The organism is Streptomyces sp. NPDC002742, assembly GCF_042888885.1.
Classification (GTDB): Bacteria; Actinomycetota; Actinomycetes; order Streptomycetales; family Streptomycetaceae; genus Streptomyces.
This window is the reverse complement of sequence record NZ_JBIAQF010000013.1, coordinates 64711-85397: the sequence shown is the minus strand read 5'-3', so window position 1 is coordinate 85397 and position 20687 is coordinate 64711. Positions and strand designations below refer to the sequence as shown.

General features: G+C 71.0%; 21 protein-coding genes and 1 riboswitch. Of the genes, 15 read left to right on the top strand and 6 right to left on the bottom strand.

All coding sequences use genetic code 11. From position 1 onward, the window contains the following. Positions 1–244 precede the first annotated feature (244 nt). The 5 genes from ACFYW8_RS24025 (at position 245) to ACFYW8_RS24005 (ending at position 4140) form a co-directional block, all read left to right on the top strand. Complete coding sequence (locus ACFYW8_RS24025; protein ID WP_389079655.1) at positions 245–604, top strand: hypothetical protein; 360 nt, start codon at positions 245–247, stop codon at positions 602–604. Between the two features lie 188 nt (positions 605–792). Next, positions 793–1155 (top strand): DUF6204 family protein, encoded by a 363-nt coding sequence (locus ACFYW8_RS24020; RefSeq protein WP_389079652.1) that lies wholly within the window; start codon positions 793–795, stop codon positions 1153–1155. Positions 1156–1215: 60 nt separating this feature from the next. Then, entirely contained in the window at positions 1216–1674 is a 459-nt protein-coding gene (locus ACFYW8_RS24015; protein WP_365877158.1) for a MarR family winged helix-turn-helix transcriptional regulator, read from the top strand. Positions 1675–2045: 371 nt separating this feature from the next. After that, positions 2046–2804 carry an IclR family transcriptional regulator C-terminal domain-containing protein gene (locus ACFYW8_RS24010; protein ID WP_365877160.1) on the top strand — a complete coding sequence of 253 codons (759 nt, stop codon included), beginning with the start codon at positions 2046–2048 and terminating at the stop codon, positions 2802–2804. 91 nt (positions 2805–2895) lie between these two features. Then, positions 2896–4140 carry a PP2C family protein-serine/threonine phosphatase gene (locus ACFYW8_RS24005; protein ID WP_389079646.1) on the top strand — a complete coding sequence of 415 codons (1245 nt, stop codon included), beginning with the start codon at positions 2896–2898 and terminating at the stop codon, positions 4138–4140. 77 nt (positions 4141–4217) lie between these two features. Here the strand turns inward: ACFYW8_RS24005 and ACFYW8_RS24000 are convergent, their stop codons facing one another. Then, positions 4218–5174: an expansin EXLX1 family cellulose-binding protein gene (locus tag ACFYW8_RS24000; protein WP_389079643.1), complete on the bottom strand. Its 957-nt coding sequence runs from the start codon at positions 5172–5174 to the stop codon at positions 4218–4220. Positions 5175–5715: 541 nt separating this feature from the next. On the opposite strand from ACFYW8_RS24000, the gene ACFYW8_RS23995 reads away from it, so the two are divergent. After that, the gene (locus ACFYW8_RS23995) at positions 5716–5988 is read left to right on the top strand and encodes a hypothetical protein (RefSeq protein ID WP_365877168.1); all 273 of its coding nucleotides are present in this window, start codon (positions 5716–5718) and stop codon (positions 5986–5988) included. Between the two features lie 135 nt (positions 5989–6123). Here the strand turns inward: ACFYW8_RS23995 and ACFYW8_RS23990 are convergent, their stop codons facing one another. Beyond that, positions 6124–6825 carry a cell envelope biogenesis protein OmpA gene (locus tag ACFYW8_RS23990; RefSeq protein WP_389079639.1) on the bottom strand — a complete coding sequence of 234 codons (702 nt, stop codon included), beginning with the start codon at positions 6823–6825 and terminating at the stop codon, positions 6124–6126. 199 nt (positions 6826–7024) lie between these two features. Next, entirely contained in the window at positions 7025–7144 is a 120-nt protein-coding gene (locus ACFYW8_RS23985) for a putative leader peptide (RefSeq protein WP_365877172.1), read from the bottom strand. Further along, a riboswitch (SAM riboswitch) is annotated at positions 7127–7270 on the bottom strand. It overlaps the preceding gene by 18 nt. A 462-nt stretch (positions 7271–7732) precedes the next feature. Here ACFYW8_RS23985 and ACFYW8_RS23980 point away from each other — a divergent pair. The 9 genes from ACFYW8_RS23980 to ACFYW8_RS23940 all read left to right on the top strand — a co-directional run bounded on the left by ACFYW8_RS23980 (position 7733) and on the right by ACFYW8_RS23940 (position 16884). After that, a complete protein-coding gene (locus tag ACFYW8_RS23980) occupies positions 7733–8737 on the top strand; it encodes an amino acid ABC transporter permease (RefSeq protein WP_389079635.1) in 1005 nt (334 codons plus the stop codon). Continuing rightward, the gene (locus tag ACFYW8_RS23975; RefSeq protein ID WP_389079632.1) at positions 8734–9660 is read left to right on the top strand and encodes an amino acid ABC transporter ATP-binding protein; all 927 of its coding nucleotides are present in this window, start codon (positions 8734–8736) and stop codon (positions 9658–9660) included. The genes ACFYW8_RS23980 and ACFYW8_RS23975 overlap by 4 nt, the downstream gene beginning before the upstream one ends. A gap of 204 nt (positions 9661–9864) precedes the next feature. Continuing rightward, positions 9865–10884: an ABC transporter substrate-binding protein gene (locus ACFYW8_RS23970; protein ID WP_389079628.1), complete on the top strand. Its 1020-nt coding sequence runs from the start codon at positions 9865–9867 to the stop codon at positions 10882–10884. Positions 10885–10975: 91 nt separating this feature from the next. Further along, a complete protein-coding gene (locus tag ACFYW8_RS23965; RefSeq protein WP_389079625.1) occupies positions 10976–11749 on the top strand; it encodes a GNAT family N-acetyltransferase in 774 nt (257 codons plus the stop codon). 110 nt (positions 11750–11859) lie between these two features. After that, positions 11860–11976 carry a putative leader peptide gene (locus tag ACFYW8_RS23960; protein WP_365877182.1) on the top strand — a complete coding sequence of 39 codons (117 nt, stop codon included), beginning with the start codon at positions 11860–11862 and terminating at the stop codon, positions 11974–11976. Between the two features lie 72 nt (positions 11977–12048). Continuing rightward, positions 12049–13257 (top strand): LLM class flavin-dependent oxidoreductase, encoded by a 1209-nt coding sequence (locus ACFYW8_RS23955; protein ID WP_389079620.1) that lies wholly within the window; start codon positions 12049–12051, stop codon positions 13255–13257. An 18-nt stretch (positions 13258–13275) separates the two neighbouring features. After that, positions 13276–14652 (top strand): NtaA/DmoA family FMN-dependent monooxygenase, encoded by a 1377-nt coding sequence (locus tag ACFYW8_RS23950; RefSeq protein WP_389079616.1) that lies wholly within the window; start codon positions 13276–13278, stop codon positions 14650–14652. Beyond that, positions 14649–15740 (top strand): LLM class flavin-dependent oxidoreductase, encoded by a 1092-nt coding sequence (locus tag ACFYW8_RS23945; RefSeq protein WP_389079613.1) that lies wholly within the window; start codon positions 14649–14651, stop codon positions 15738–15740. The genes ACFYW8_RS23950 and ACFYW8_RS23945 overlap by 4 nt, the downstream gene beginning before the upstream one ends. Before the next feature lie 16 nt (positions 15741–15756). Continuing rightward, complete coding sequence (locus tag ACFYW8_RS23940; RefSeq protein WP_365877190.1) at positions 15757–16884, top strand: MsnO8 family LLM class oxidoreductase; 1128 nt, start codon at positions 15757–15759, stop codon at positions 16882–16884. 80 nt (positions 16885–16964) lie between these two features. On the opposite strand, the gene ACFYW8_RS23935 is transcribed toward ACFYW8_RS23940, so the two are convergent. From ACFYW8_RS23935 to ssuE, 3 genes are all read right to left on the bottom strand, one after another. Next, positions 16965–18116 (bottom strand): homoserine O-acetyltransferase, encoded by a 1152-nt coding sequence (locus ACFYW8_RS23935; protein ID WP_389080073.1) that lies wholly within the window; start codon positions 18114–18116, stop codon positions 16965–16967. Beyond that, positions 18113–19474: a bifunctional o-acetylhomoserine/o-acetylserine sulfhydrylase gene (locus ACFYW8_RS23930; protein WP_389079609.1), complete on the bottom strand. Its 1362-nt coding sequence runs from the start codon at positions 19472–19474 to the stop codon at positions 18113–18115. The genes ACFYW8_RS23935 and ACFYW8_RS23930 overlap by 4 nt, the downstream gene beginning before the upstream one ends. A 636-nt stretch (positions 19475–20110) precedes the next feature. Then, on the bottom strand, positions 20111–20668 hold the full coding sequence (ssuE, locus tag ACFYW8_RS23925) for an NADPH-dependent FMN reductase (protein ID WP_389079606.1): 558 nt from the start codon (positions 20666–20668) through the stop codon (positions 20111–20113). Between the last annotated feature and the right edge of the window lie 19 nt (positions 20669–20687).

Below are 20687 nucleotides of genomic sequence, written 5' to 3'. Positions count from 1 at the left end.
CGCGAAGTCCCCGCGTCGGAGGCCCTGGGCCGCCGCACCGAGGGGAATCGGCCCGGTCCGGGTCCTCCCGAAAACTCGTATGAAAAACATAAGGAGGTCTATCCTCATACATACCTTTCGTCGCTCCGAATACCTTATGTCCCGCACGTCGGGGGCCTTGGAACGTACCGACAGTTTCGGCGCGAACTTCCGTGACACCGCCCCCGTTGTGCACGTCCGTCACATTTCGAGGGAGGTGAGTCCGATGACCACACGCATCAGCACCCGGCGCCTGCTCGCCGGTGCCGCCGCGACAAGCCTGCTGGCCGGAGGGGCCGCGTTGGGCCTGTCCGGTTCCGCCGCCGCGACCACGGCACCGTCGCCCACGCCGTCGGCGACCGCTGACCACCATGGTCACCACGACCGCTGCGAGTGGAAGAAGGGCCACTGGGAGAACAAGTGGGTGCCCGGACACTGGGTCAAGAAGTGGGTCCACCAGGACACCTGGCACCACGGCCATCACAGCCACGGCTGGATGCAGAAGTGGGTCTACGTCCCCGGCCACTGGGACCACGTGTGGGTCAAGGGCCACTGGGACTGCCGGCAACACCATCACGACCACTGAGCACTCCGGTCGAGGTGTGAGGACCGGGCGCGGCCACCCCGCTCCCGGTCCGCCCTCACGTGTTCGCCGCGACGCGCGCCGGTTCCGTCACGGTGAGTGCCTACGGGGGAGGTCGACGGTGGGCGCCCACGGTGAGCACGCGGGAAACGCGGTGGAACAGGCCCGATCCCGTTGGTTAGGCTCACCCGATGACCACACGCACTTTCCGTATCACCGTTCGCGGTGTCTTCGACGGGCTCAGCCCCGACCAGCGAGCCGGACTCCTGGCGCGCGCTTCGGAACACGACGTCCTGCAGGCGGCCTTCACTCCCGAGGGACACCTCAGCTACGACGTTGCCGCCCGGCCGGCCTTCACCTTCCGCTTCCTGGATTCAGGGGAAGCGGAGGAGGACATCCTCGAGGCGGTCGAACGGGCCGAAACCGCCGCGACGGCCTGGCTGGCCGAGCGCGGCTACGGTTTCAAGAGGCTCAAGTCCCAGGGGGAGGACCTGTCCCAAGCGCCCCTCGGCAAACGACAACGGCGGGCCATCGCCCAGAACACCACCCCCTGATCCCTCGTGCTTCAGGGGGAATCGCGTTCCGGATATACTTGAGTAGTCAAGGAGGTGTCAATGAGCAGGGGACTGGACGCGGCACTGCGCCTGATGAGGGCGCAGGCCGCCCTGGTGAAGCGGTTCGACGCGAGTCTGGGCGGACTGCACGGGGTGAGCCTGGCCGACTTCACGACGCTGCTGCGCCTGTCCGAGGCCCCGGGTGACCGTATGCGCCGGGTGGATCTGGCCGAGGCCTTGGGGCTGACCGCCTCCGGTGTGACCAGGGGTCTCGTTCCCCTGGAGCGCATCGGCCTGGTGCGGCGGGACGCGGACGCCCGTGACGCGCGGGTGGCCTACGCGACGCTGACGGAGACCGGCCGGGAGCGGCTGGCGGACATGCTCGTCACCGCGGAACAGGTCGCCGAGGACATCTTCGCCGAGCCGCCGTGGACCAAGGAGGAGGCGGCACAGCTCGCCGGCCTCCTGGGCCGCCTCGGCGGCACCGGGTTCACCCGGCGCGAGCCCGGCGGCTCCTGAACCGAGCCGCCGGTGGTCCGGGCAGAGCGTCCCGCTGCCGGTCCCGGGCAGAGCGTTCCTGCCGCGGCCCGCGGGCTGCCGGGCCGCGGCAGTGCGCCGGGCCGCGGCAGTGCGCCGGGCCGCGGCAGTGCGCCGGGCCGCGGCAGTGCGCCGGGCCGCGGCAGTGCGCCGGGCCGCGGCAGTCCGCAGGGCGGCGGTGCCGCGACTGTGGTGGGGCCGGGGCCGGGGCCGAGGGTGCGGGTGCGGAGTCGCTGTGAGTCCGTCACTCCGAGGTGTCGCACGGGAACAGCGTGCCGCAGCCGGGGGCGTCGTTGGGCTCGCGGGTCCTGTGACGCCTTGCCTGTCTCGTGACCTCGGCGCACGCTGGTGGCATGGGAGCTCGCGACGGGCCGACGCTCATCACCTCCGTTCAGCGGGCCTTCCGCCTGCTGGAGGCGGTGAGCGCGCACGAGAACGGCGCGCCCGCCAAACAGCTGGCACGCGAGACCGAGCTGCCCCTGGCCACCGCGTACCACCTGCTGCGGACCCTCGTCCACGACGGATACATACGCAAACTTGACGACGGTGGATTCATCCTGGGTGACAAGATGCAGACGCTGCAGAGCCAGGGCCGCGGGCAGGCGCTGCTCAGCCGCGTGCGTCCCACTCTCGCCGCACTGCGTGACGAGCTCGCGTCCGCCGCCTACCTCACCTTCTACGAGGAGGGCGAGATCAGGGTCGCCGAGATCGTCGACGGGCCCCGGGCACCCCGCGTCGACCTCTGGGTCGGATTCGAGGACGCGGGACACGCCACCGCGCTCGGCAAGTCCGTGCTGCGGGAGCTGGACGAGGAATCCCGCAACGACTACCTCGCCCGGCACACCCTCGCCGACCTCACACCACGGACGATCACCACTCGACGGGAGCTGTTGCGGAGCCTGGCCTCGTCGCCGGTGGCCCCGGCTGTCACCGACCTGGAGGAGTACGCCCTCGGCACGGTCTGCGTCGCCGTACCCGTGTACAGCGGGGATACGCTCGGCTCGCTCGGCGTCTCGCTCCCCGCCGAGCGTCTGCCCCGGCTCCAGGCGGTCCTGACGCGGCTGATCCCGACCGCAAACCGGGTGACCAGGAGCCTGTCGCTCACTATCTGAAATCTATGTGCTTGTGGCGCGGGCCTCGAACGTCTTTCCTGGATCAATCGGACATTTCAGGGATGAACCCAGGTGAGGACTGCGGACGAACATGAGTCAGGCCCGAGAGCACAGTAGCGAGCACTGGCCGAAACGGACGTTCACGAACCGAGACGCGGGTTCCTGGGCGGCGGTCCGCAAGCGCGCCGCCCACCTCGCCTTCGGCACGCCGGTGCTGCCCTTCCTGGTCGTCGGCGCCATCGTGCTCATCGACCTGGCCGGCGGAGCGGGGGTGATCTGGCTGCCGCTGCTGGCCGCCGGACCCGCCCTGGCGGCGACCACCAGCCGACCGTGCGGAGTTCTCTGCGTCGGTCTCCTGGCCGCGGCGCTCAGCGTGATGCTCGGTACCAAGGACGGTGTCCCGGGCGGCGAGCTCGCGGCCGTCCTGTCCGCCCTGGCGGCCGTCACCCTGGCGAGCGCCCTGGCCAGCGCCCTGCGCTGGCGCCGGGAGCGCGTCCTCGCGGCCGTCCGATCGGTCGCGGAAGCCGCGCAGCACGCCGTGCTCGCACCCATACCGCCGAGTGTCGGACCGTTCCAGGTGGCCGTCCGTTACAGCGCGGCCGCGGCGGAGGCACGGATCGGCGGCGATCTCTACGCGCTGGTGCCCACGCCGTACGGGGTCAGGATGATCATCGGCGATGTCCGCGGCAAGGGGCTGCCCGCCGTGGGCACGGCCGCACTCGTCCTCGGTGTCTTCCGCGAGGCCGCCTACGACGAGCCCGATCTCCTCGCCGTCGTCGGCCGGATCGAGCGGAGTCTGGCTCGGAACCTCGGGTACGACGACTTCGTGACCGCCGTGGTCGCCGGGTACCCGGAGCCGGGCCGGCTGGAGGTCGTCAACTGCGGACACGCGCCTCCGCTGCATGTGCGCGCGTCCGGGACCGTCGCGTCGGTCGACCCCGTCAACCCCGCTCCGCCTCTCGGACTGCGTGCCCTGACGGGGGAGACCCCGAGTCTCCAGGTGCTGCCGCTGGCCGACGGTGATCAGCTTCTGCTCTACACCGACGGCGTCACCGAGGCCCGCGACCACGGCCGCGAGTTCTACGCCCTCGCCGAAGGGCTGGCCCGGCATGTGTCCGACGAGCCCGCGTCCACCCTGGCCGCGCTCGACGCCGAGCTCCAGGCCCACGTGGGCGGTCGCCTGCACGACGACGCGGCCCTGCTCCTGCTGCGCAAGCCGGCCGTTCCCGAGACGGTGTCCGCGGTCGTCGCGGGAGGTGGCTCCATAACCGTCCCGGCCCCGCCCCGGCCGCCCGGTGCGGGCGCGGGTGTGAGCTGTGGCAGGGGCGCGGAGTAGCTCCTTCCCCCCGGAGGTGTCACCCCCACATCCGCGGCGGCCCCCGCGTGCGCCTGCCGGCCGGCGTTCCGGAACGGTCAGTGCCGGGCGAACTGGACCCGCGTCGGTTGCACGGTGTCGGGTCGCAGCGCGATTTCGCCGACGGTCAGGCGTTCACCGTAGATGTCGGTGATCCTGATCGCGCCGCCGCATCCGCCGCCGTCTTCGGCGAGGAAGTAGTTGTAGTCGGTACGGGGCAACCGCCGCCAACCGTCGCCGCCGCGGAGTTCGAGCCGGGCCACCGGATTCCGGTGGCCGAGCACCTGGACCGCGCACCACCAGCGGCTGGACCCGGTCTTGTACCGGACCGCGATCGTTTCGGAGGTGCTCGGGCTCAGCAGTTTCCACGTGACCGGGATCCGCCCGGCCGTGGGATTCGCGAGCCGGGCGAACGCCTGTGCGCTGAGGTCGAGCTGCCCTGGGGCGCAGCCCACCGGGCATTCGTTGGTGATCCGTACGGTGACGGCCGCGCCGCCGGCCGCGCGGACAACGACGTACGCTCCGCACGCCTTGGACGTCTCGTAGTCGGTGTGGTTCATCGCGGCGGTCAGGAGGTCGTCGCTCGGGCCGTAGGAACAGGCACCGTCGCCCGATCCGGCGTCGTAGGTGGTGGCCACTCCCCGGTAGCCGACCCCGGGACGGATCCGTCCCGCGAGCGAGGCCGTCGTGGACACGGTCCGGGAGGTGTTCGAGGCCGACGGCCGCACCGGTGCGGTGGTGGTACCGGCCGCCGAGGTCGGGGAGGTACTCGAGCTCGGCGACCGTGTCGCGGTCGGGGACGCCGATCCGGCCGGAGCCCCCTGGCCGGGCGACTCGGTCCGTTGTGAACCGGCGAAGGCCGAGGCCGCGGCGTGCCCGGCACCGGCGTGGTGATCGGGGCGGAACGCCACGACAAGACTGACGAGAGCACCCACCGCGATCAGCGCGATGGGGGTGACGGTCGACAGCCTGAGCCGGCGCCCGCGGCGCCGCGCGGCCTGCCTCGTTGCCTTCATGCGCATCCGTTCCGGGGATCGAGCCGATGGTGTGTCCAACAGTGGCCGCGGGAAGCCAAAAGGTTGCCGCCCGATTCCGGTCCGCGCCGGACCGGCGTCCACCGGACGAGCACGACACCGGGTGTGGCGTCCCCGGCAGTTCCTGGAGCAGGGTCACATGGGTGACGGACCGGCGGATCGGCCGGACGGGGGTGGAGCGACGTGCTGAGGGGCGCTGGTCCCTCGGCGGAGGCCGGGAATCAGCCGCCGCTGCGTGCCCTGGTGTCCGCCGTGCCCCGGGCAGGGGGCGAGAACCCGGCGCTGTGCCACCGACGGCCGTCCCGGCGGGCCTGTTTCAGCCGTCGTCATTCCTTCTGGCCGCCGAACGTGTGGTGTGGGTGACGCGCCTCTACGCTCATAGCCTGCGCCGAACGTAGGCGGACCGCACGTGGACGGGGCGGACCCGTGGACCGTCCCGGCACGTGCTCTGTGTTCTGCGCGCGTGCTCCGTGTTCTGTGCAGTGGGCATGCGTTGGTTCCGGGGATGGGACAGAGTGTGGTCATGGGGCGCCTGTGGATGACGTGGTCGATCGACGGAGTCGGATCGGCCGGCCAGAACGTCGCGGACGTGGAGGCGGCCTGCCGTGCTCTGGTCGGCTCCGTCGAGCGGTCCCGGCGTGCCTTCGATGTGCCGGAGCCGTGGGAGGAGCTCCGTGAGTCGGCGCTGATCCTCCAGGACCGGATCCTGGGCTCGGGGCGCGAGGTCCTTGACCAGGGCCGACAGTGGACCTCGACTCTGAAGGGCGTGAGCATCATCCTGATTCCGCGCGACTGAACGGTCCGGACGCCGGAGAACCGGACGCCGGGCCCGGCGTCCGGTTCTCCGTTCGACCATGCGTGCCAGGACCGCAGTCATCTGGGCGGCCGGGGGCCCGGCCGGGTGGAACCCTCCCCGATTTCGTCGGGAAGGTCAGGCGCCGGCCGTGACGGGCGCCGCCTCTTCGTCGCCCCGGAAGGCGGGGTGGCCGCTCAGACGGCGTACGTAGTCCCGGAGCCGGTGATGCCCGCCGAGGATGTCCGACGGGCCGAGTCGGGTGAGCGCCACCCACACGTCCACGTCCGCCGCCGTCAGGTTCTCGCCCAACACATAGGACCGCTCCATGAGTTGGCAGTCCAGCAGCTCCAGGGCCGCCGAGAGCTCCGGGGGTTCGGCGGTCGGGGTGACGTCGCGGTCCAGCAGGTCGCGCAGGGCTTCGATGTCCGCGGTGAGAGCCGGCGGGCACAGTGTGGAAGGGTGCCCCGTGGTGTGGCCGGAGAGCAGCCCCGCGAGATCGCGGAGAATGTCCGGCGTGTGGTTGCTGACGATGCGTCCGCTCCAGCGGTCGCACAGCGCGGGTGCCGTCAGCGGTCCGTCGTAGTGGTGCTCGGTGGCCTCGTAGGCGCGGCGCAGTGAGGCGAAGGCGTCGGGTGTCCTGGCGGGGTGCGCCAGGACTGTGGTGGCGACCGAATCCTTCAGACCGAGCAGGTCGAGGGTGATCGCGATGCGCTGCGATAGCGGACAACTCTCCGACAGATACAGCTCGTAGCGGTGCGGCGCCGGGTAGAAGCCGCCGGCCAGGCCCACGCCGATACGGCTGTGGACGCGGTGGGAGAGGACGGACGGTGTCGTCACCTTCAGGCGAAGGCCCGAAGGGAACGAAACCTGGTCACAGGGACGTGAGTTGGCTGTACCGGAAGTGCGCGAAGCTGTCTCGGGCATTGACTCTCCCTTGGGGAACGAGGAAGCCACCGCCGCCTTTTGGGCACCAGCGGCCGAATGCGGATTGACGCGCCTGTCGGCACCGGTCCGGATCGAACGGACCGGTCGCGGATCAGTAGGCGCTGGAGACACGCAACAGATCGATGTGCAGGCGCCTCGTCAAACCGTTCCTGGGCAATTCCCACCGGTCCCGACTCCAGGCTCGCGAGACGCGAGACCACGCTTGCCCCACCGCACCGGCGGGACCCGGTCGTCACCCGGGGCACCCCGTCGCGGTGGAAGGGTTGCCTGTCAGCGAGCCGGGGCCGATGACCACAGGAGCGGGCGAACCGCACCGTGGGCGCTGACAATCGTGACCGTCCAGGCCAGTCTCGGTGCGACCTGTCGCGCCGTCAAGAAGGCCGGGCGCGCGGTCTCACCTGGTGGTCATCCGCATTGACATTCTTTTCGGGGCGGGCCTAACGTGCGGCGCACAACGGGATGCCTCAGGGCCGGAGAAGAGAAATGGTGACGGCGATGCACGCAGCTGACGGGACGGCCGCATGGCGGCGTCCGGGCCGCGATGTGCTGTGCGCCGACCGCTCCGTGGACCTGCTGCGTGTCAGCAGCGCACTGTGTACGGGCACATGTCGCCCGCTCTGCCACGGCTGACGGCTTTTCCTCTGCGTCTCTGACGAACACCGCTGTCGCGGTGTGCCCCTTCTTCGTCCAGCCCCTGTTCCACGTGCACCCGTGCGTCGATCCGCGCTGAGCCGCTCCGGCTCCGCGTCGTGCCGCCGCTCGCCGTGGTCCGGGGTGTCCGCATCCGCTGGAGCTCTCCATGAGTCAATCTCCCGGCACAGCTGTGTCCTTTGGATCAGCGCCGCCCGCCGAGGCGATCCCCCGTCCTGACGTCCCCGCCCCGCCGAAGCCCCTGGCGGCTCAGCGGGTCCTTCCGCTCCGGCGCCCCGGCCGCTGGATCATCACGGCCGTCGTGCTCGTACTGGTCGCCCAGATCACCCACGGCCTGGTGACCAACCCCTTCTACCAGTGGGACCGTTTCCAGTACTGGTTCCTGCGCCCGACGATCCTCGACGGACTGCTCATCACTCTCGAAGTCGCCTTCTACAGCGCGATATTGGGTTTGCTGGGCGGCATCCTGCTGGCGCTGGCCCGGCTCTCTCCGAGCCCGGTGCTGCGCGCGGTGAGCTGGGTCTACACCTGGCTGTTCCGCTCGGTACCGCTCATCGTCGTCCTGCTGTTCCTCTACAACTTCAGCGCCCTGTACCAGACGTTGAGCGTCGGCGTGCCCTTCGGCCCGGCCTTCTTCACCTTCGACGAGTCCCGCCTCGCCACCGACATGGCCGTCGCCGTCATCGGACTCAGCCTGAACGAAGCGGCGTACGCCTCCGAAGTGGTGCGGGGCGGCATCCTCTCGGTCGACCAGGGCCAGCACGAGGCGGCCTCCGCCCTTGGCCTGCCGAGGCGGTACCAGTTCGCGAAGATCGTCTTCCCGCAGGCGCTGCGCTCCATCACCCCCAACTACGTGAACCAGTTGATCGGCCTCATCAAGGGCACCTCGCTGGTCTTCTACGTCTCCCTGCTGGACCTGTTCGGCTCCGTGCAGAGCATGGGCAGTACCTATCCCGGCGACATCGTGCCGCTGCTCCTCGTCGCCACAGCCTGGTACCTGATCCTCACCAGCGTCGTGTCCGTCATCCAGTTCTACGTCGAGCGGTACTACTCGCGGGGCGCTGTGCGCACCCTGCCGCCGACCCCGTTGCAGAAAGTACGGAACGGTCTGCGCGATGTGCGGGCCCGGGTCCGGAGGGAGACGGCGATATGACCGGCGAAGCGCGTCAGGCGACGGTGAAGACCAGGACGGGTCCGCAGGAGCAGGAGCAGGAGCAGCAGCAGGAGCGGGAGCGGGAGCAGGGGCAGGGGCAGGGGCAGGCCACGGGGACCGGGACGGTCCCGGCGGCCGAGGTCGTCGGAGTACTCGGGACCCAGCCGGCGGCGGTCGAGGTGCACGACGTGCACAAGTGGTACGGCGTCCATCAGGTCCTGGACGGCGTGGAGTTGACCGTCCGGCCCGGAGAGGTCACGGTCATTCTCGGACCCTCCGGATCCGGCAAGTCCACTCTCCTGCGGGTGATCAACCATCTGGAGAAGCCCGAGATCGGCCACGTCAGCCTGAACGGCGAGCTCATCGGCGTCCGCAGGCACGGCGAGCGTCTGAAGGAACTGAGCGAGCGCGTCATCCTGGGCCAGCGCAGCCGCATCGGGTTCGTCTTCCAGAACTTCAATCTCTTCCCGCACCTGACCGTGCTGGACAACGTGGCCGCGGCTCCGGTGGCGACCGGAAAACTGTCCAGGCCCGAGGCCCAGCAGCTGGCCCGCGATCTGCTCGCCCGCGTGGGGCTGGCGGACAAGTCCGGTGCCTATCCACGGCAGTTGTCGGGCGGACAGCAACAGCGGGTGGCCATCGCCCGCGCCCTGGCCCTGCGGCCCGGGGTCATCCTCTTCGACGAGCCGACCTCGGCGCTCGACCCCGAACTGGTCGGCGAGGTGCTCGCCGTCATCAAGGATCTGGCCAGAAGCGGCACCACCCTCGTCATCGTCACCCACGAGATCGGCTTCGCCCGCGAGATCGCCGACCGGGTCGTCTTCATGGACGGTGGCCGCATCGTCGAACAGGGCACGCCCGCGGAGGTGTTGGACGATCCGCAGCAGGAGCGGACCAGGGACTTCCTGAGCAAGGTCCTCTGACCCGCGCGCCGAGTGCGGACGGCGAGGCACCTGTCGGCACCCGCCTCGGTCCGCCTCCGCAGGCACGCGTTCGGCGAAGCACCTCCCAGCACGAACCCCGGAACTCGCCGTCCGCCGTGAGCCGTTACGCACCACCATCCGATTTCGCGGCCCGCCGGGACCGCGCCCCCACACCCGCACCGCACACACCCGACAAGGACAGCCATGCGCACGCTCCCCCTGAACAGCAGAACTCTTCGCGGCGTCGCCGCCACCGCGGCCGTCGCCTCCCTCGCCGCCGGGCTCGCCGCGTGCGGGGGTGACAGCGACGCCGCCACCACGACCGAGGTCGCCGGCACGGTCACCGTCGGACAGCTGTCCAACGGGGCCGCCGAGCCGACCGCACTCAAGGTCTCGGAGGTGAAGTCGATCAGCGCCGAACTTCCCGCGTCGGTCAGCAGGAGCGGCAAACTGGAGATAGGCGTGGGCGCCCTGCCCGAAGGCTTCCCGCCGCTGGCGTACGTCGGCGAGGACCAGAAGACCCTCACCGGCGCCGAGCCCGACTTCGGCCGCCTGATCGCCGCCGTCCTCGGCCTCAAGCCCGAGCTCCGGAACTCCACCTGGGAGAACATGTTCGTCGGTGTCGACAGCGGCAAGGTCGACGTGGCCTTCGCCAACATCACCGACACCGAGGAGCGCAAGAAGAAGTACGACTTCGCCTCCTACCGCAAGGACAACGTCGGCTTCGAGGTGCTCAAGAAGAGCACCTGGAACTTCGACGGCGACTACGAGAACCTCGCGGGGAAGACCGTCGCCGTCGACAACGGCACCAACCAGGAGAAGATCCTCCTGGAGTGGCAGACGAAGCTGAAGAAGGAGGGCAAGACCCTCACCGTCAAGCACTACGCCAGCAAGAGCGCAGTGAACCTGGCGCTGACGGGCGGCAAGATCGACGTCTACTTCGCCGCCAACCCGGGCGTCGCCTACCACGTCACGCAGACCGCCAAGTCGCCCAACCCGACCCGCAGCGCGGGCACGTTCTCCGGGGCCGGGGCCACGCTCCAGGGCCTGATCGCGGCGACCACCAAGAAGGACAGCGGGCTCGCCAAGCCCATCGCCGACGCGATCAACCACCTGATCAAGAACGGCCAGTACGCCAAGTGGCTCGCCGCCTACAACCTCTCCAACGAGGCCGTCGACACCTCCCAGGTCAACCCGCCCGGCCTGCCGCTCGACAACTCCTGAACCAGCGCCCGCCTCACGGGACTCCGCGGCGCCGCGGCGGAGTCCCGGGGCGCGTCCGGCCGCGTTCCAGATACGGAGAACCCGCACCGCCATGTCCACCAGCCTCCACCCCGCCCTCTTCCCGAGCACGGCCGCACCGCACATCCTCGACAACGCGGCGTGGGCCGCGCTGACCGGTCCGCACGCCCACCTCGCCGAGCGCGTCGGCCGGGCCGCCCGCTATCCCACGGACGTGTCCCCGTTCGCCGCACTCGCCGACCCCGCCGACCCCCGCTCGTGGGACGACCTGGCCGCACTCGTGGGTCCGGGCGCGGTCACCCCGGTCACCGCGGTCCAGGCCGTGCCCGAGGGCTGGACGATCGAACAGGGCGGCTACGGGGTCCAGTTGGTCGCCACCGCGCTGCACTCCGAGCCCGCGCCCGAAGCGGTAAGGCTCGGCCCCGCCGACGTGCCCGAGATCCTCGACCTGATCGCCCTGACCCGGCCGGGCCCCTTCCTGCCCCGTACCGTCGAACTCGGCACGTACCTGGGCATCCGGGAGGGCGGTCGCCTGATCGCCCTGGCCGGCGAACGCCTGCGCCCGCCGGGCTGGACCGAGATCAGCGCGGTGTGCACCCATCCCGGTCATCGCGGCCGGGGCCTGGCCACACGGCTGGTCCGCGCGGTCGCGGCGGGCATCAGGGAACGCGGCGACATCCCTTTCCTGCACGCAGTCGCCGACAACACGAACGCGATCCGGCTCTACGAGTCGATCGGGTTCACCCTGCGCCGCCGCACACGGTTCGTGCTCGTCCGCACGCCCGGCGCCGAGCAGGCCGCGAACATGAGGCAGGAAGAAGCCGGGCAGCCGGAAGAAAGGGCATAGCCGTGCGGTTGTGCTTGTCGGAGACCGTACGGTGCCCTGCCGGGTACCCGCGAGGGCTGGGCCGGCCAGGAACTCCGGAGCGCCGGATCGAAGGGGCGGAGGTGCGGGGCATGAGCCGTGTGTCCCGCCGCCGTGTGCCGAGGCCTCTCACGCCCCGCCGCCTGCACCTGTACGGCCGGCCGCACATCGATCTGCTGCGGGTCGCCGGCGCGCTCTGTCGCCCCTGACCCGTTCCCACGCAGCCGCGCCCCGCTCGCCGGGGCGGGCTTCCTCGTACGGTCGATCAGGAAGGCACCTCCGTGTCCTCGTCACCCACACCCCTGCACCTCGCCGTCGCGCTGGACGGCGCGGGCTGGCACCCGGCCGCCTGGCGCGAGCCCGTGGCCCGCCCCCGCGAACTGCTGACCGCCGCCTACTGGACCGGCCTGGTCGCCGAGGCCGAGCGTGGTCTCCTCGACTTCGTGACCATCGAGGACGGACTCGGCCTCCAGTCCTCGTCGCTCACCGGACCGGACGGGCGCACCGACCAGGTCCGCGGCCGCCTGGACGCCGTCCTCATCGCGTCGCGGATCGCGCCGCTGACCCGCCACATAGGCGTGGTTCCGACCGTGGTGGCCACACACACCGAGCCGTTCCACATATCCAAGGCGATAGCCACTCTCGACTACGTGAGTTCCGGCCGCGCGGGCCTCCGTGTGCAGATCAGCGCACGCCAGAACGAGGCCGCGCACTTCGGACGCCGGACGGTCCCGCCGATCCGTTTCGAGGACTACGACACCCCCGCCGTGCAGGAAGTGGTGGCCGCCCACTTCGACGAGGCCGCCGACTACGTCGAGGTCGTGCGCCGGCTCTGGGACAGCTGGGAGGACGACGCCGAGATCCGGGACGTCGCGACCGGCCGCTTCATCGACCGCGGCAAGCTGCACTACATCGACTTCGAGGGCAGCCACTTCAGCGTCAAGGGCCCCTCCATCACCCCCCGGCCGCCGCAGGGCCAGCCGGTCGTCACCGCCCTGGCCCACGCGACGATCCCGTACCGGCTGGTCGCCCGGTCCGCCGATGTCGGCTACGTCACGCCGCACGACGCCGGCCAGGCCCGCGCCGTCGTCCAGGAGATCCGCGCCGAACAGGACGCGGCCGGCCGGGCCGGCGACACCGTGCACGTCTTCGGCGACCTGGTGGTCTTCCTGGACGACGATCCGGGGGCCGCCGAGGCCCGCCGGGAGCGGCTGGACGCGCTGGCGGGCGAGCCGTACACCAGCGACGCGCGCATCTTCGCCGGGACACCCTCCCAGCTCGCCGATCTCCTCCAGGAGCTGTCCGCCGCGGGGCTCTCCGGCTTCCGGCTGCGGCCCGCCGTCGCGGGCCACGACCTTCCCGCGATCACCCGCGGCCTCGTGCCCGAACTCCAGCGCCGGAACGTCTTCCGGAACGCCTACGAGGCCGACACCCTGCGCGGACTGCTCGGGCTCGCCCGCCCCGCGAACCGCTACGCCACGACCGCCTGAGCCGGAAGGACCCCGACCATGAGCAAGCCGCTCAAGCAGATTCACCTCGCGGCGCACTTCCCCGGTGTCAACAACACCACCGTGTGGAGCGACCCCGACGCCGGCAGTCACATCGAGTTCAGCTCGTTCGCGCACTTCGCGCGGACCGCCGAGCGCGCCAAGTTCGACTTCCTGTTCCTCGCCGAAGGCCTGCGTCTGCGCGAACAGGGCGGGGAAATATATGACTTGGACGTCGTGGGACGGCCCGACACCTTCGCCGTCCTCGCCGCGCTCGCCGCCGTCACCGAGCACCTCGGACTGACCGGCACCATCAACTCCACCTTCAACGAGCCTTACGAGGTGGCCCGCCAGTTCGCCAGCCTCGACCACCTCTCCGACGGCCGGGCCGCCTGGAACGTCGTCACCTCCTGGGACGCCTTCACCGGCGAGAACTTCCGCCGCGGCGGCTTCCTGCCCCAGGAGGAGCGATACTCCCGGGCCAAGGAGTTCCTGACCACGGTGAACGAGCTCTTCGACTCCTGGCACGGCGACGAGATCGTCGCCGACCAGGAGAGCGGCACCTTCCTGAACGACGCCAAGGCCGGAGCCTTCGTCCACCAGGGACAACACTTCGACATCGAGGGCCAGTTCAACGTCCCGCGCTCCCCGCAGGGCCGCCCGGTGATCTTCCAGGCCGGTGACTCCGAGGAGGGCCGGGAGTTCGCCGCGGCCGGCGCCGACGCCATCTTCAGCCGGTATTCGACCCTCAAGGAGGGCCAGGCCTTCTACACGGACGTCAAGGGACGCCTCGCCCGCTACGGCCGCCGCCCCGACCAGCTGCTGATCCTGCCCGCCGCGACCTTCGTGCTCGGCGACACCGACGCCGAGGCGGAGGAGCACGCCCGCGAGGTGCGGCGCGCCCAGGTCAGCGGCGCCACCGCCATCAAGCACCTGGAGTTCGTCTGGAACCGTGACCTGTCCTCGTACGACCCGGACGGCCCCCTGCCCGACATCGACCCGGACCTCGGCGAACACACCATCGCCCGCGGCCGGGCCCAGGTCCGGATGTACCGCGACCCGCTGGCCACCGCCCAGGAGTGGCGGGAGCGGGCGGCCGCCAACAACTGGTCCATCCGCGACCTCGTCATCGAGACCGGGAGCAGGCAGGCTTTCGTCGGCAGCCCCGCCAAGGTCGCCGAGACCATCGACGACTTCGTCCAGGCCGACGCCTCCGACGGCTTCATCCTCGTCCCGCACATCACGCCGGGCGGCCTGGACTCCTTCGCGGACACCGTCGTCCCCCTCCTCCAGGAACGCGGTGTCTACCGCACCGACTACGAGGGCAGCACCCTGCGCGACCACCTCGGCCTGGCCCACCCCGACGCCGAGCCGCAGGCAGAGCGGGCCGCGTCATGAAGTTCCTGGCGATCACCCTGATCGTGCACGCCCCCCATCCGGTCACCGGGATCCAGAAGCCGACGAACGACCGCTTCCGTGAAGTGATCGACAACGCGCTGCTCGCCGAGGAGCTCGGCTTCGACGGCTTCGGGGTGGGGGAGCGGCACGAGCGTCCGTTCATCTCGTCCTCGCCGCCCGTGGTCCTGAGCCACATCGCAGCGCTCACCTCAAGGATCCGGCTCTTCACCGCGGTCACCACGCTCAGCCTCCTCGACCCGGTGCGCGCGTACGAGGACTACGCGACGCTCGACCATCTGTCCGGCGGACGCCTGGAGTTGATCGTCGGCAAGAGGAACGGCGCCGCGCAACGGGAGCTGTTCCAGGTCACCGCCGAGGACCAGTGGGACCGCAACGCCGAGAGCTACGAGGTGTTCCGCCGGATCTGGCGGCAGGACAAGGTCACCGCGGCGACCCGCTTCCGCCCGGAACTGAAGGACGCGGAGGTGTGGCCCCGGCCCCTCCAGCAGCCCGTCCGGGTCTGGCACGGCAGCGCCACCAGCAAGGAGTCGGTCGATCTGGCCGCCCGCCACGGCGACCCGCTCTTCTCCGCCAACGTCACCAACCCCATAGAGCCGTACGCCGAGTTGATCCGCTACTACCGCGAACGCTGGGAGCACTACGGCCACGATCCGGCCGCTATCGCGGTCGGCGCCGGGACGGCGGGCTTCTACGCGGCACGCACCTCTCAGGAGGCCCTCGCCGTCTACCGGCCCGTGTTCGAAGGCAACCTGGCCTTCCAGAAGCGCCTGGGCCTGGAGCCGGTGTTCCCGACGCTGGAGGACTACGTGGAACGCAGCTCCGCGCTGATCGGCAGCCCCCAGCAGATCATCGAGAAGGTGCACCGTTATCACGAGCGGTTCGGCCACAGCGTGCTGCATCTGCACGCCGACGCCGGTGGGCTGACCGATCGTCAACACCGTGGCACGCTGGAACTCTTCCAGTCGGACGTCGCCCCCGTGCTGCGCCGCGAGATCCCCGACCCGCCGTTCCCGTGGGGGCCGGTCCTCTCACCGCCCGTGCCCGAAACCGTACCCGCCGAGCACTGAGGAGCCCTGACCCGTCATGTCCGACATCCCTCTCGGCGTTCTCGACCTGGTCCCGATCTCGTCCGGTTCCACCGCCACCGAGGCGCTGCACAACACCATCGACCTGGCCCGCAGGGCCGAGGATCTCGGCTACGCCCGTTACTGGTTCGCCGAACACCACCTCAATCCGGGCGTCGCCGGCACCTCGCCGGCGGTCGTCCTCGCCCTGACGGCATCCGCGACCTCGACGATCCGGATCGGCTCCGGTGCCGTACAACTGGGCCACCGCACCGCCCTGTCCACGGTCGAGGAGTTCGGCCTGATCGACGCCCTGCACCCCGGCCGTCTCGACCTCGGCCTCGGCCGTTCCGGCGGACGGCCTCCTGGCGGGCCCGTCAAGCCGCTGCCGACCGCGACGCCCGTCCTCGACGGCCGCACGCCCAACGGGCTGCGTATTCCGCCCCGTTTCTCGTTCGAGCATCTGCTCGGCTCACCACGGGTCGCCCTTCAGCGCATCCTCCTCCAGCAGCCGAACGCCCATGCGCAGGACTACGGCGAGCAGATCGACGACATTCTGGCGCTGCTCGCCGGCACCTACCGGTCGGCGGAGGGGGTCGAGGCGCATGCCGTGCCGGGCGAGGGCGCGGACGTGGAGCTGTGGATCCTGGGCAGCAGCGGCGGACAGAGCGCCGAGGTCGCGGGCCGCAACGGGCTCCGGTTCGCGGCGAACTACCACGTCAGTCCGGCCACCGTACTGGAGGCGGCGGAGGGTTACCGGGCCGCGTTCCACCCGTCCGACGTCCTCGACAAGCCGTACGTCAGCGTGTCCGCGGACGTCGTGGTCGCCGAGGACGACGACACCGCCCGCGAACTCGCCACCGGATACGGCCTCTGGGTCCGCAGCATCCGTACTGCCGAGGGAGCCATCCAGTTCCCCACCCCGGACGAGGCGCGCGCCCACGTCTGGTCCGACACGGACCGCGCTCTGGTCCAGGACCGCCTCGACACCCAGTTCGTCGGCTCCCCGGGCCGGGTGGCCGACCAACTGGAGCAGCTCCAGGAGGCCACGGGTGCCGACGAGTTGCTGATCACCACGATCACCCACGACCACACCGACCGGGTTCGGTCCTACGAGCTGCTCGCCGAGGAGTGGCGCAAGCGGTGAGCCGGAGCGGGTCGGCCGCCCCGCAGCCACCGGGACAGCCCTTAGGACTGCTGGGCCGCCGGGGCGGCCGCCCAGCAGTCCTAGCCGGTCAATTCACCCACCAGTGCGGCGACTTGCTCCACCTCGATGAGGAAGCCGTCGTGTCCGTAGGGGGACTCGATCACCCGGAGGCGGTCCGCCGTGGGGATACCGGCGGCCAACTCGGCCTGCTGGGACAGCGGATAGAGACGGTCGGAGTCGACTCCGGCCACCAGCGTCCGCGCGGTCACCCGGCCCAGGGCCGCGCGCGTGCCGCCCCGGCCGCGCCCGGCGTCATGACTGTTCATGGCCTCCGACAGCGTCACATAGCTGCCCGCGTCGAAACGCCGTACCAGCTTGGCGGCGTGGTGGTCGAGGTAGGACCGGACCTGATACCGGCCGCCGTCCCACGGGTCCTCCGTGCCCTGCGGCGCACGGCCGAAGCGGACCGCCAGCTCGGGTTCGCTGCGATACGTGACGTGGGCGAGGCGGCGGGCCAGGCCCAGCCCCGCGTGCGGTCCGTGACCGGAGGCGGCGTCGTGGTAGTCGCCGCCGCGCCAGTTCGGGTCACTTCGGATGGCCTGGGTCTGTATGCCGGCCCAGGCGATCTGCTCCGCGCTGGCCGCCGCCGTGGTGGCCAGCAGCAGGAGCGCGTCCGTGCGCTCCGGATACGAGACCGCCCACTCCAGGGCGCGCATGCCGCCCATGGAACCGCCGATCACCAAGGCCCATCGGCCGATGCCCAGCGCGTCGGCCAGGCCGGCCTCCGCCGCCACCTGGTCGCGCTGGGTCAGGAAGGGGAAGGCACTGCCCCAGGCCGGACCGCCGGGGCGGGCTGAGGACGGACCGGTGCTGCCCTGACAGCCGCCGAGCACGTTCGGTGCGACCACGAACCAGTGGCGAGGGTCGAGGGCGAGTCCGGCCCCGATCAGACCGTCCCACCAGCCGGGCGTCGGGTGACCGGACCCGGCCGGTCCGGCGACGTGGCTGTCGCCGGTGAGCGCGTGCAGCACCAGCACGGCGTTGGAGCCGTCCGGCGCGAGCCGCCCCCAGGTCTCGAACGCCAGCCGCACACCGGGCAGTTCGCCGCCCGCCTCCAGGGGCAGCACCTTGTCCCGGAGGTGCCACCGCCGGTGTCCGGGCGGGTCCCCCTCCCGCCAGCCTCCGGAGGCCGGCGGGAAGGGAACCGCGGACGGTGTGAGGACGGTGTTCAGGACGCGCCCTTCGCCGCGCGGAACCCGGCCTCCAGGTCCGCCTTGAGATCGGCGAGGTTTTCGATGCCCACCGACAGCCGCACCAGACCGGGCGAGGTCCCGGTCGCCGCCAACTGCCTCTCGTCCAGCTGACTGTGGGTCGTCGAGGCCGGGTGGATGATCAGGCTGCGTACGTCCCCGATGTTGGCGAGATGACTGAACAGCTCGACCGCGTCCACGAACCGCTTTCCGGCCTCGACGCCGTCCCGCAGCTCGAACGAGAGGACCGCTCCCGCGCCGCGCGGAAGATAGCGTTGCCCCGCCGCGTACCACCGGTTGGACGTGAGGCCCGGGTAGTGGACCGCGGCGACCTCGTCGCGCTGCTCCAGCCACTCGGCCAGGGCCTGGGCGTTGGCGGAGTGCCGCTCGATGCGCAGGCTGAGCGTCTCCACCCCCTGGAGCAGCAGGAATGCGGAGTGCGGTGACAGGGCCGGCCCGAGGTCCCGCAGCAGTTGCACCCGCAGTTTGACCGCGAAGGCCCCCGGGCCGAGCGCCGGCCAGTACCGGAGGCCGTGGTAGCTCGGGTCCGGCTCGGTGAAGCCCGGGAAGCGTTCGGCGTGCGCGCCGAAGTCGAAGCTGCCGCCGTCGACGACGACACCGGCGATGGTCGTGCCGTGCCCGCCGAGGAACTTGGTCGCCGAGTGGACGACGATGTCGGCCCCGTGCTCGATGGGCCGCAGCAGATACGGAGTCGGCACGGTGTTGTCGACGATCAGCGGCACGCCCGACGAGTGCGCGACGTCGGCCACGGCCCGTACGTCGAGCACGTTGCCGCGCGGATTGCCGAGCGTCTCCGCGAACAGGGCCTTGGTGTTCGGCCTGATCGCGGCACGCCAGGCCTCCGCGTCGTCCGGGTCGTCGACGAAGGACACTTCGATGCCGAACCGGGGGAGCGTGTGGCGGAAGAGGTTGTACGTGCCGCCGTACAGGGACGTGCTGGACACGATGTGGTCCCCGGCGGATGCCAGCGTCAGGATGGCGAGCGTCTCCGCGGCCTGACCGGAGGCGAGCGCCACCGCGGCGACGCCGCCCTCCAGCGCCGCGATGCGCTGCTCGAACACGTCCTGGGTGGGGTTGTGGATGCGGGTGTAGATGTTGCCCGGCTCGGCCAGCGAGAACAGGTCGGAGGCGTGCTGGGTGTCGCGGAAGACGAACGAGGTGGTCTGGTAGATCGGCACCGCCCGCGCCCCGGTCGTCGGGTCGGGCACGGCACCGGCGTGGATCTGCTTGGTCTCGAACGACCAGGCCGAGGTGTCGGGGCCGATGGGCTCGTCGTCGGGGGTGTGCCCCGCGGTCACGGAGTCGATGGGCTGGCTCATGGTTCTCCCTTGTGCGGTGTGCGCAGGCGCAGGGGCTGCTCGGGGTGCGCCGGCTGTGGCGTCGGAGGAGGCACCGCGGAACCGCGAGCTGAGCACCGCTTCCGGAAAGGGCAGCGGGCAGCACGGGGTGCGGTGAAGAGGGGAGGAGAAGGGTGATCGGTTACCGGAGCGAGGGGTCAGCTCTCGGTGCGACACCCCGTGGTGGTGACACGCACGTAGTCGACGTGGCGGCGGGTCACGAGCACGGTCATGGAGCCAGGTAACCACAGATGGTCACGGCGCACCAGCATGAACGCCGGGCCGGCCGGGGCGGGGAGGGGACCGGCCGTGTCGGCCCCGCAGCCTGTGACCCGTGGTCACGGCACGATCGCCTGTCCGGCTGCTCCCGGGGCCCGGACCGAGGATGACCCGGTCGTCCCCCGCCCGAACCGAAGGGTCGTGATCCGCTTGAGCGGTCTCCCCGACGCGTCGACCGACCCGGTCGACGGACGAAGACCGCTTCCTGCGGAGGGAGTTGGTGAGCCTGCCGCGCACCGGCCGGACCCGGCGACACCGCGGCCGGTAGCGACCGGGCGAGAGGTTCCGCCGCCCGGAGGTGACACCGGATCGCCCCGGCCGGTGCGACGCGACCCACCCTCAGCCCGTGGACGCGAGCACGGTGGTACGTCCTCCCAGCGTGGCGGAGAAGTGGTCGGTGACCTGCTCAAGCGCCTGGGCCGCGGCGAGCGCGACGGCGGGGGTCCCGTCGTCGCCGACGACGATGTCCTTGTCGAGCGTGAACCAGCCGGGCACGATGTGCGACGCGCCCATGGAACTCAGCACCGGGCGCAACGCGTAGTCGATGGCCAGCACATGAGCCGTACTGCCTCCCGTCGTCAGCGGCAACACCGTCTTGCCGGTGAGCGCGTACTGCGGGAGCAGGTCGAGGAGCGACTTCAGCAGCCCCGAGTACGCGGCCTTGTACACGGGCGTCCCGATCACCACGCCGTCCGCCCGCTCGAACTGGGCCGCGGCCTCGACGATCGCCGGATGCCGGAAATCGGCGCCGAGCAGCGCCTGGGCGGGCAGGGTACGGACCTCCAGCGGCGTGACCTCGTGGCCCTGGAGCCGGAGCCGCTCGTCCAGGTGACGCAGCAGTCGTGTGGTGCGGGACGTGGGGGAGGGGCTTCCGGAGACGGACAGAATCACGGCCATGGCGGACCTTCCGGGTCGG

What these genes read in the sequence shown, in the direction of transcription:
- ACFYW8_RS24000 (WP_389079643.1), bottom strand. Translation starts at nt 5,174, where the DNA reads ATGAAGGCAACGAGGCAGGCCGCGCGGCGCCGCGGGCGCCGGCTCAGG.
- ACFYW8_RS24010 (WP_365877160.1), top strand. Translation starts at nt 2,046, where the DNA reads ATGGGAGCTCGCGACGGGCCGACGCTCATCACCTCCGTTCAGCGGGCC.
- ACFYW8_RS24025 (WP_389079655.1), top strand. Translation starts at nt 245, where the DNA reads ATGACCACACGCATCAGCACCCGGCGCCTGCTCGCCGGTGCCGCCGCG.
- ACFYW8_RS23995 (WP_365877168.1), top strand. Translation starts at nt 5,716, where the DNA reads ATGGGGCGCCTGTGGATGACGTGGTCGATCGACGGAGTCGGATCGGCC.
- ACFYW8_RS23960 (WP_365877182.1), top strand. Translation starts at nt 11,860, where the DNA reads ATGAGCCGTGTGTCCCGCCGCCGTGTGCCGAGGCCTCTCACGCCCCGC.
- ACFYW8_RS23945 (WP_389079613.1), top strand. Translation starts at nt 14,649, where the DNA reads ATGAAGTTCCTGGCGATCACCCTGATCGTGCACGCCCCCCATCCGGTC.
- ACFYW8_RS23940 (WP_365877190.1), top strand. Translation starts at nt 15,757, where the DNA reads ATGTCCGACATCCCTCTCGGCGTTCTCGACCTGGTCCCGATCTCGTCC.
- ACFYW8_RS23950 (WP_389079616.1), top strand. Translation starts at nt 13,276, where the DNA reads ATGAGCAAGCCGCTCAAGCAGATTCACCTCGCGGCGCACTTCCCCGGT.
- ACFYW8_RS23970 (WP_389079628.1), top strand. Translation starts at nt 9,865, where the DNA reads ATGCGCACGCTCCCCCTGAACAGCAGAACTCTTCGCGGCGTCGCCGCC.
- ACFYW8_RS24015 (WP_365877158.1), top strand. Translation starts at nt 1,216, where the DNA reads ATGAGCAGGGGACTGGACGCGGCACTGCGCCTGATGAGGGCGCAGGCC.
- ACFYW8_RS24005 (WP_389079646.1), top strand. Translation starts at nt 2,896, where the DNA reads ATGAGTCAGGCCCGAGAGCACAGTAGCGAGCACTGGCCGAAACGGACG.
- ACFYW8_RS23980 (WP_389079635.1), top strand. Translation starts at nt 7,733, where the DNA reads ATGAGTCAATCTCCCGGCACAGCTGTGTCCTTTGGATCAGCGCCGCCC.
- ACFYW8_RS23930 (WP_389079609.1), bottom strand. Translation starts at nt 19,474, where the DNA reads ATGAGCCAGCCCATCGACTCCGTGACCGCGGGGCACACCCCCGACGAC.
- ssuE (WP_389079606.1), bottom strand. Translation starts at nt 20,668, where the DNA reads ATGGCCGTGATTCTGTCCGTCTCCGGAAGCCCCTCCCCCACGTCCCGC.
- ACFYW8_RS23965 (WP_389079625.1), top strand. Translation starts at nt 10,976, where the DNA reads ATGTCCACCAGCCTCCACCCCGCCCTCTTCCCGAGCACGGCCGCACCG.
- ACFYW8_RS23975 (WP_389079632.1), top strand. Translation starts at nt 8,734, where the DNA reads ATGACCGGCGAAGCGCGTCAGGCGACGGTGAAGACCAGGACGGGTCCG.
- ACFYW8_RS24020 (WP_389079652.1), top strand. Translation starts at nt 793, where the DNA reads ATGACCACACGCACTTTCCGTATCACCGTTCGCGGTGTCTTCGACGGG.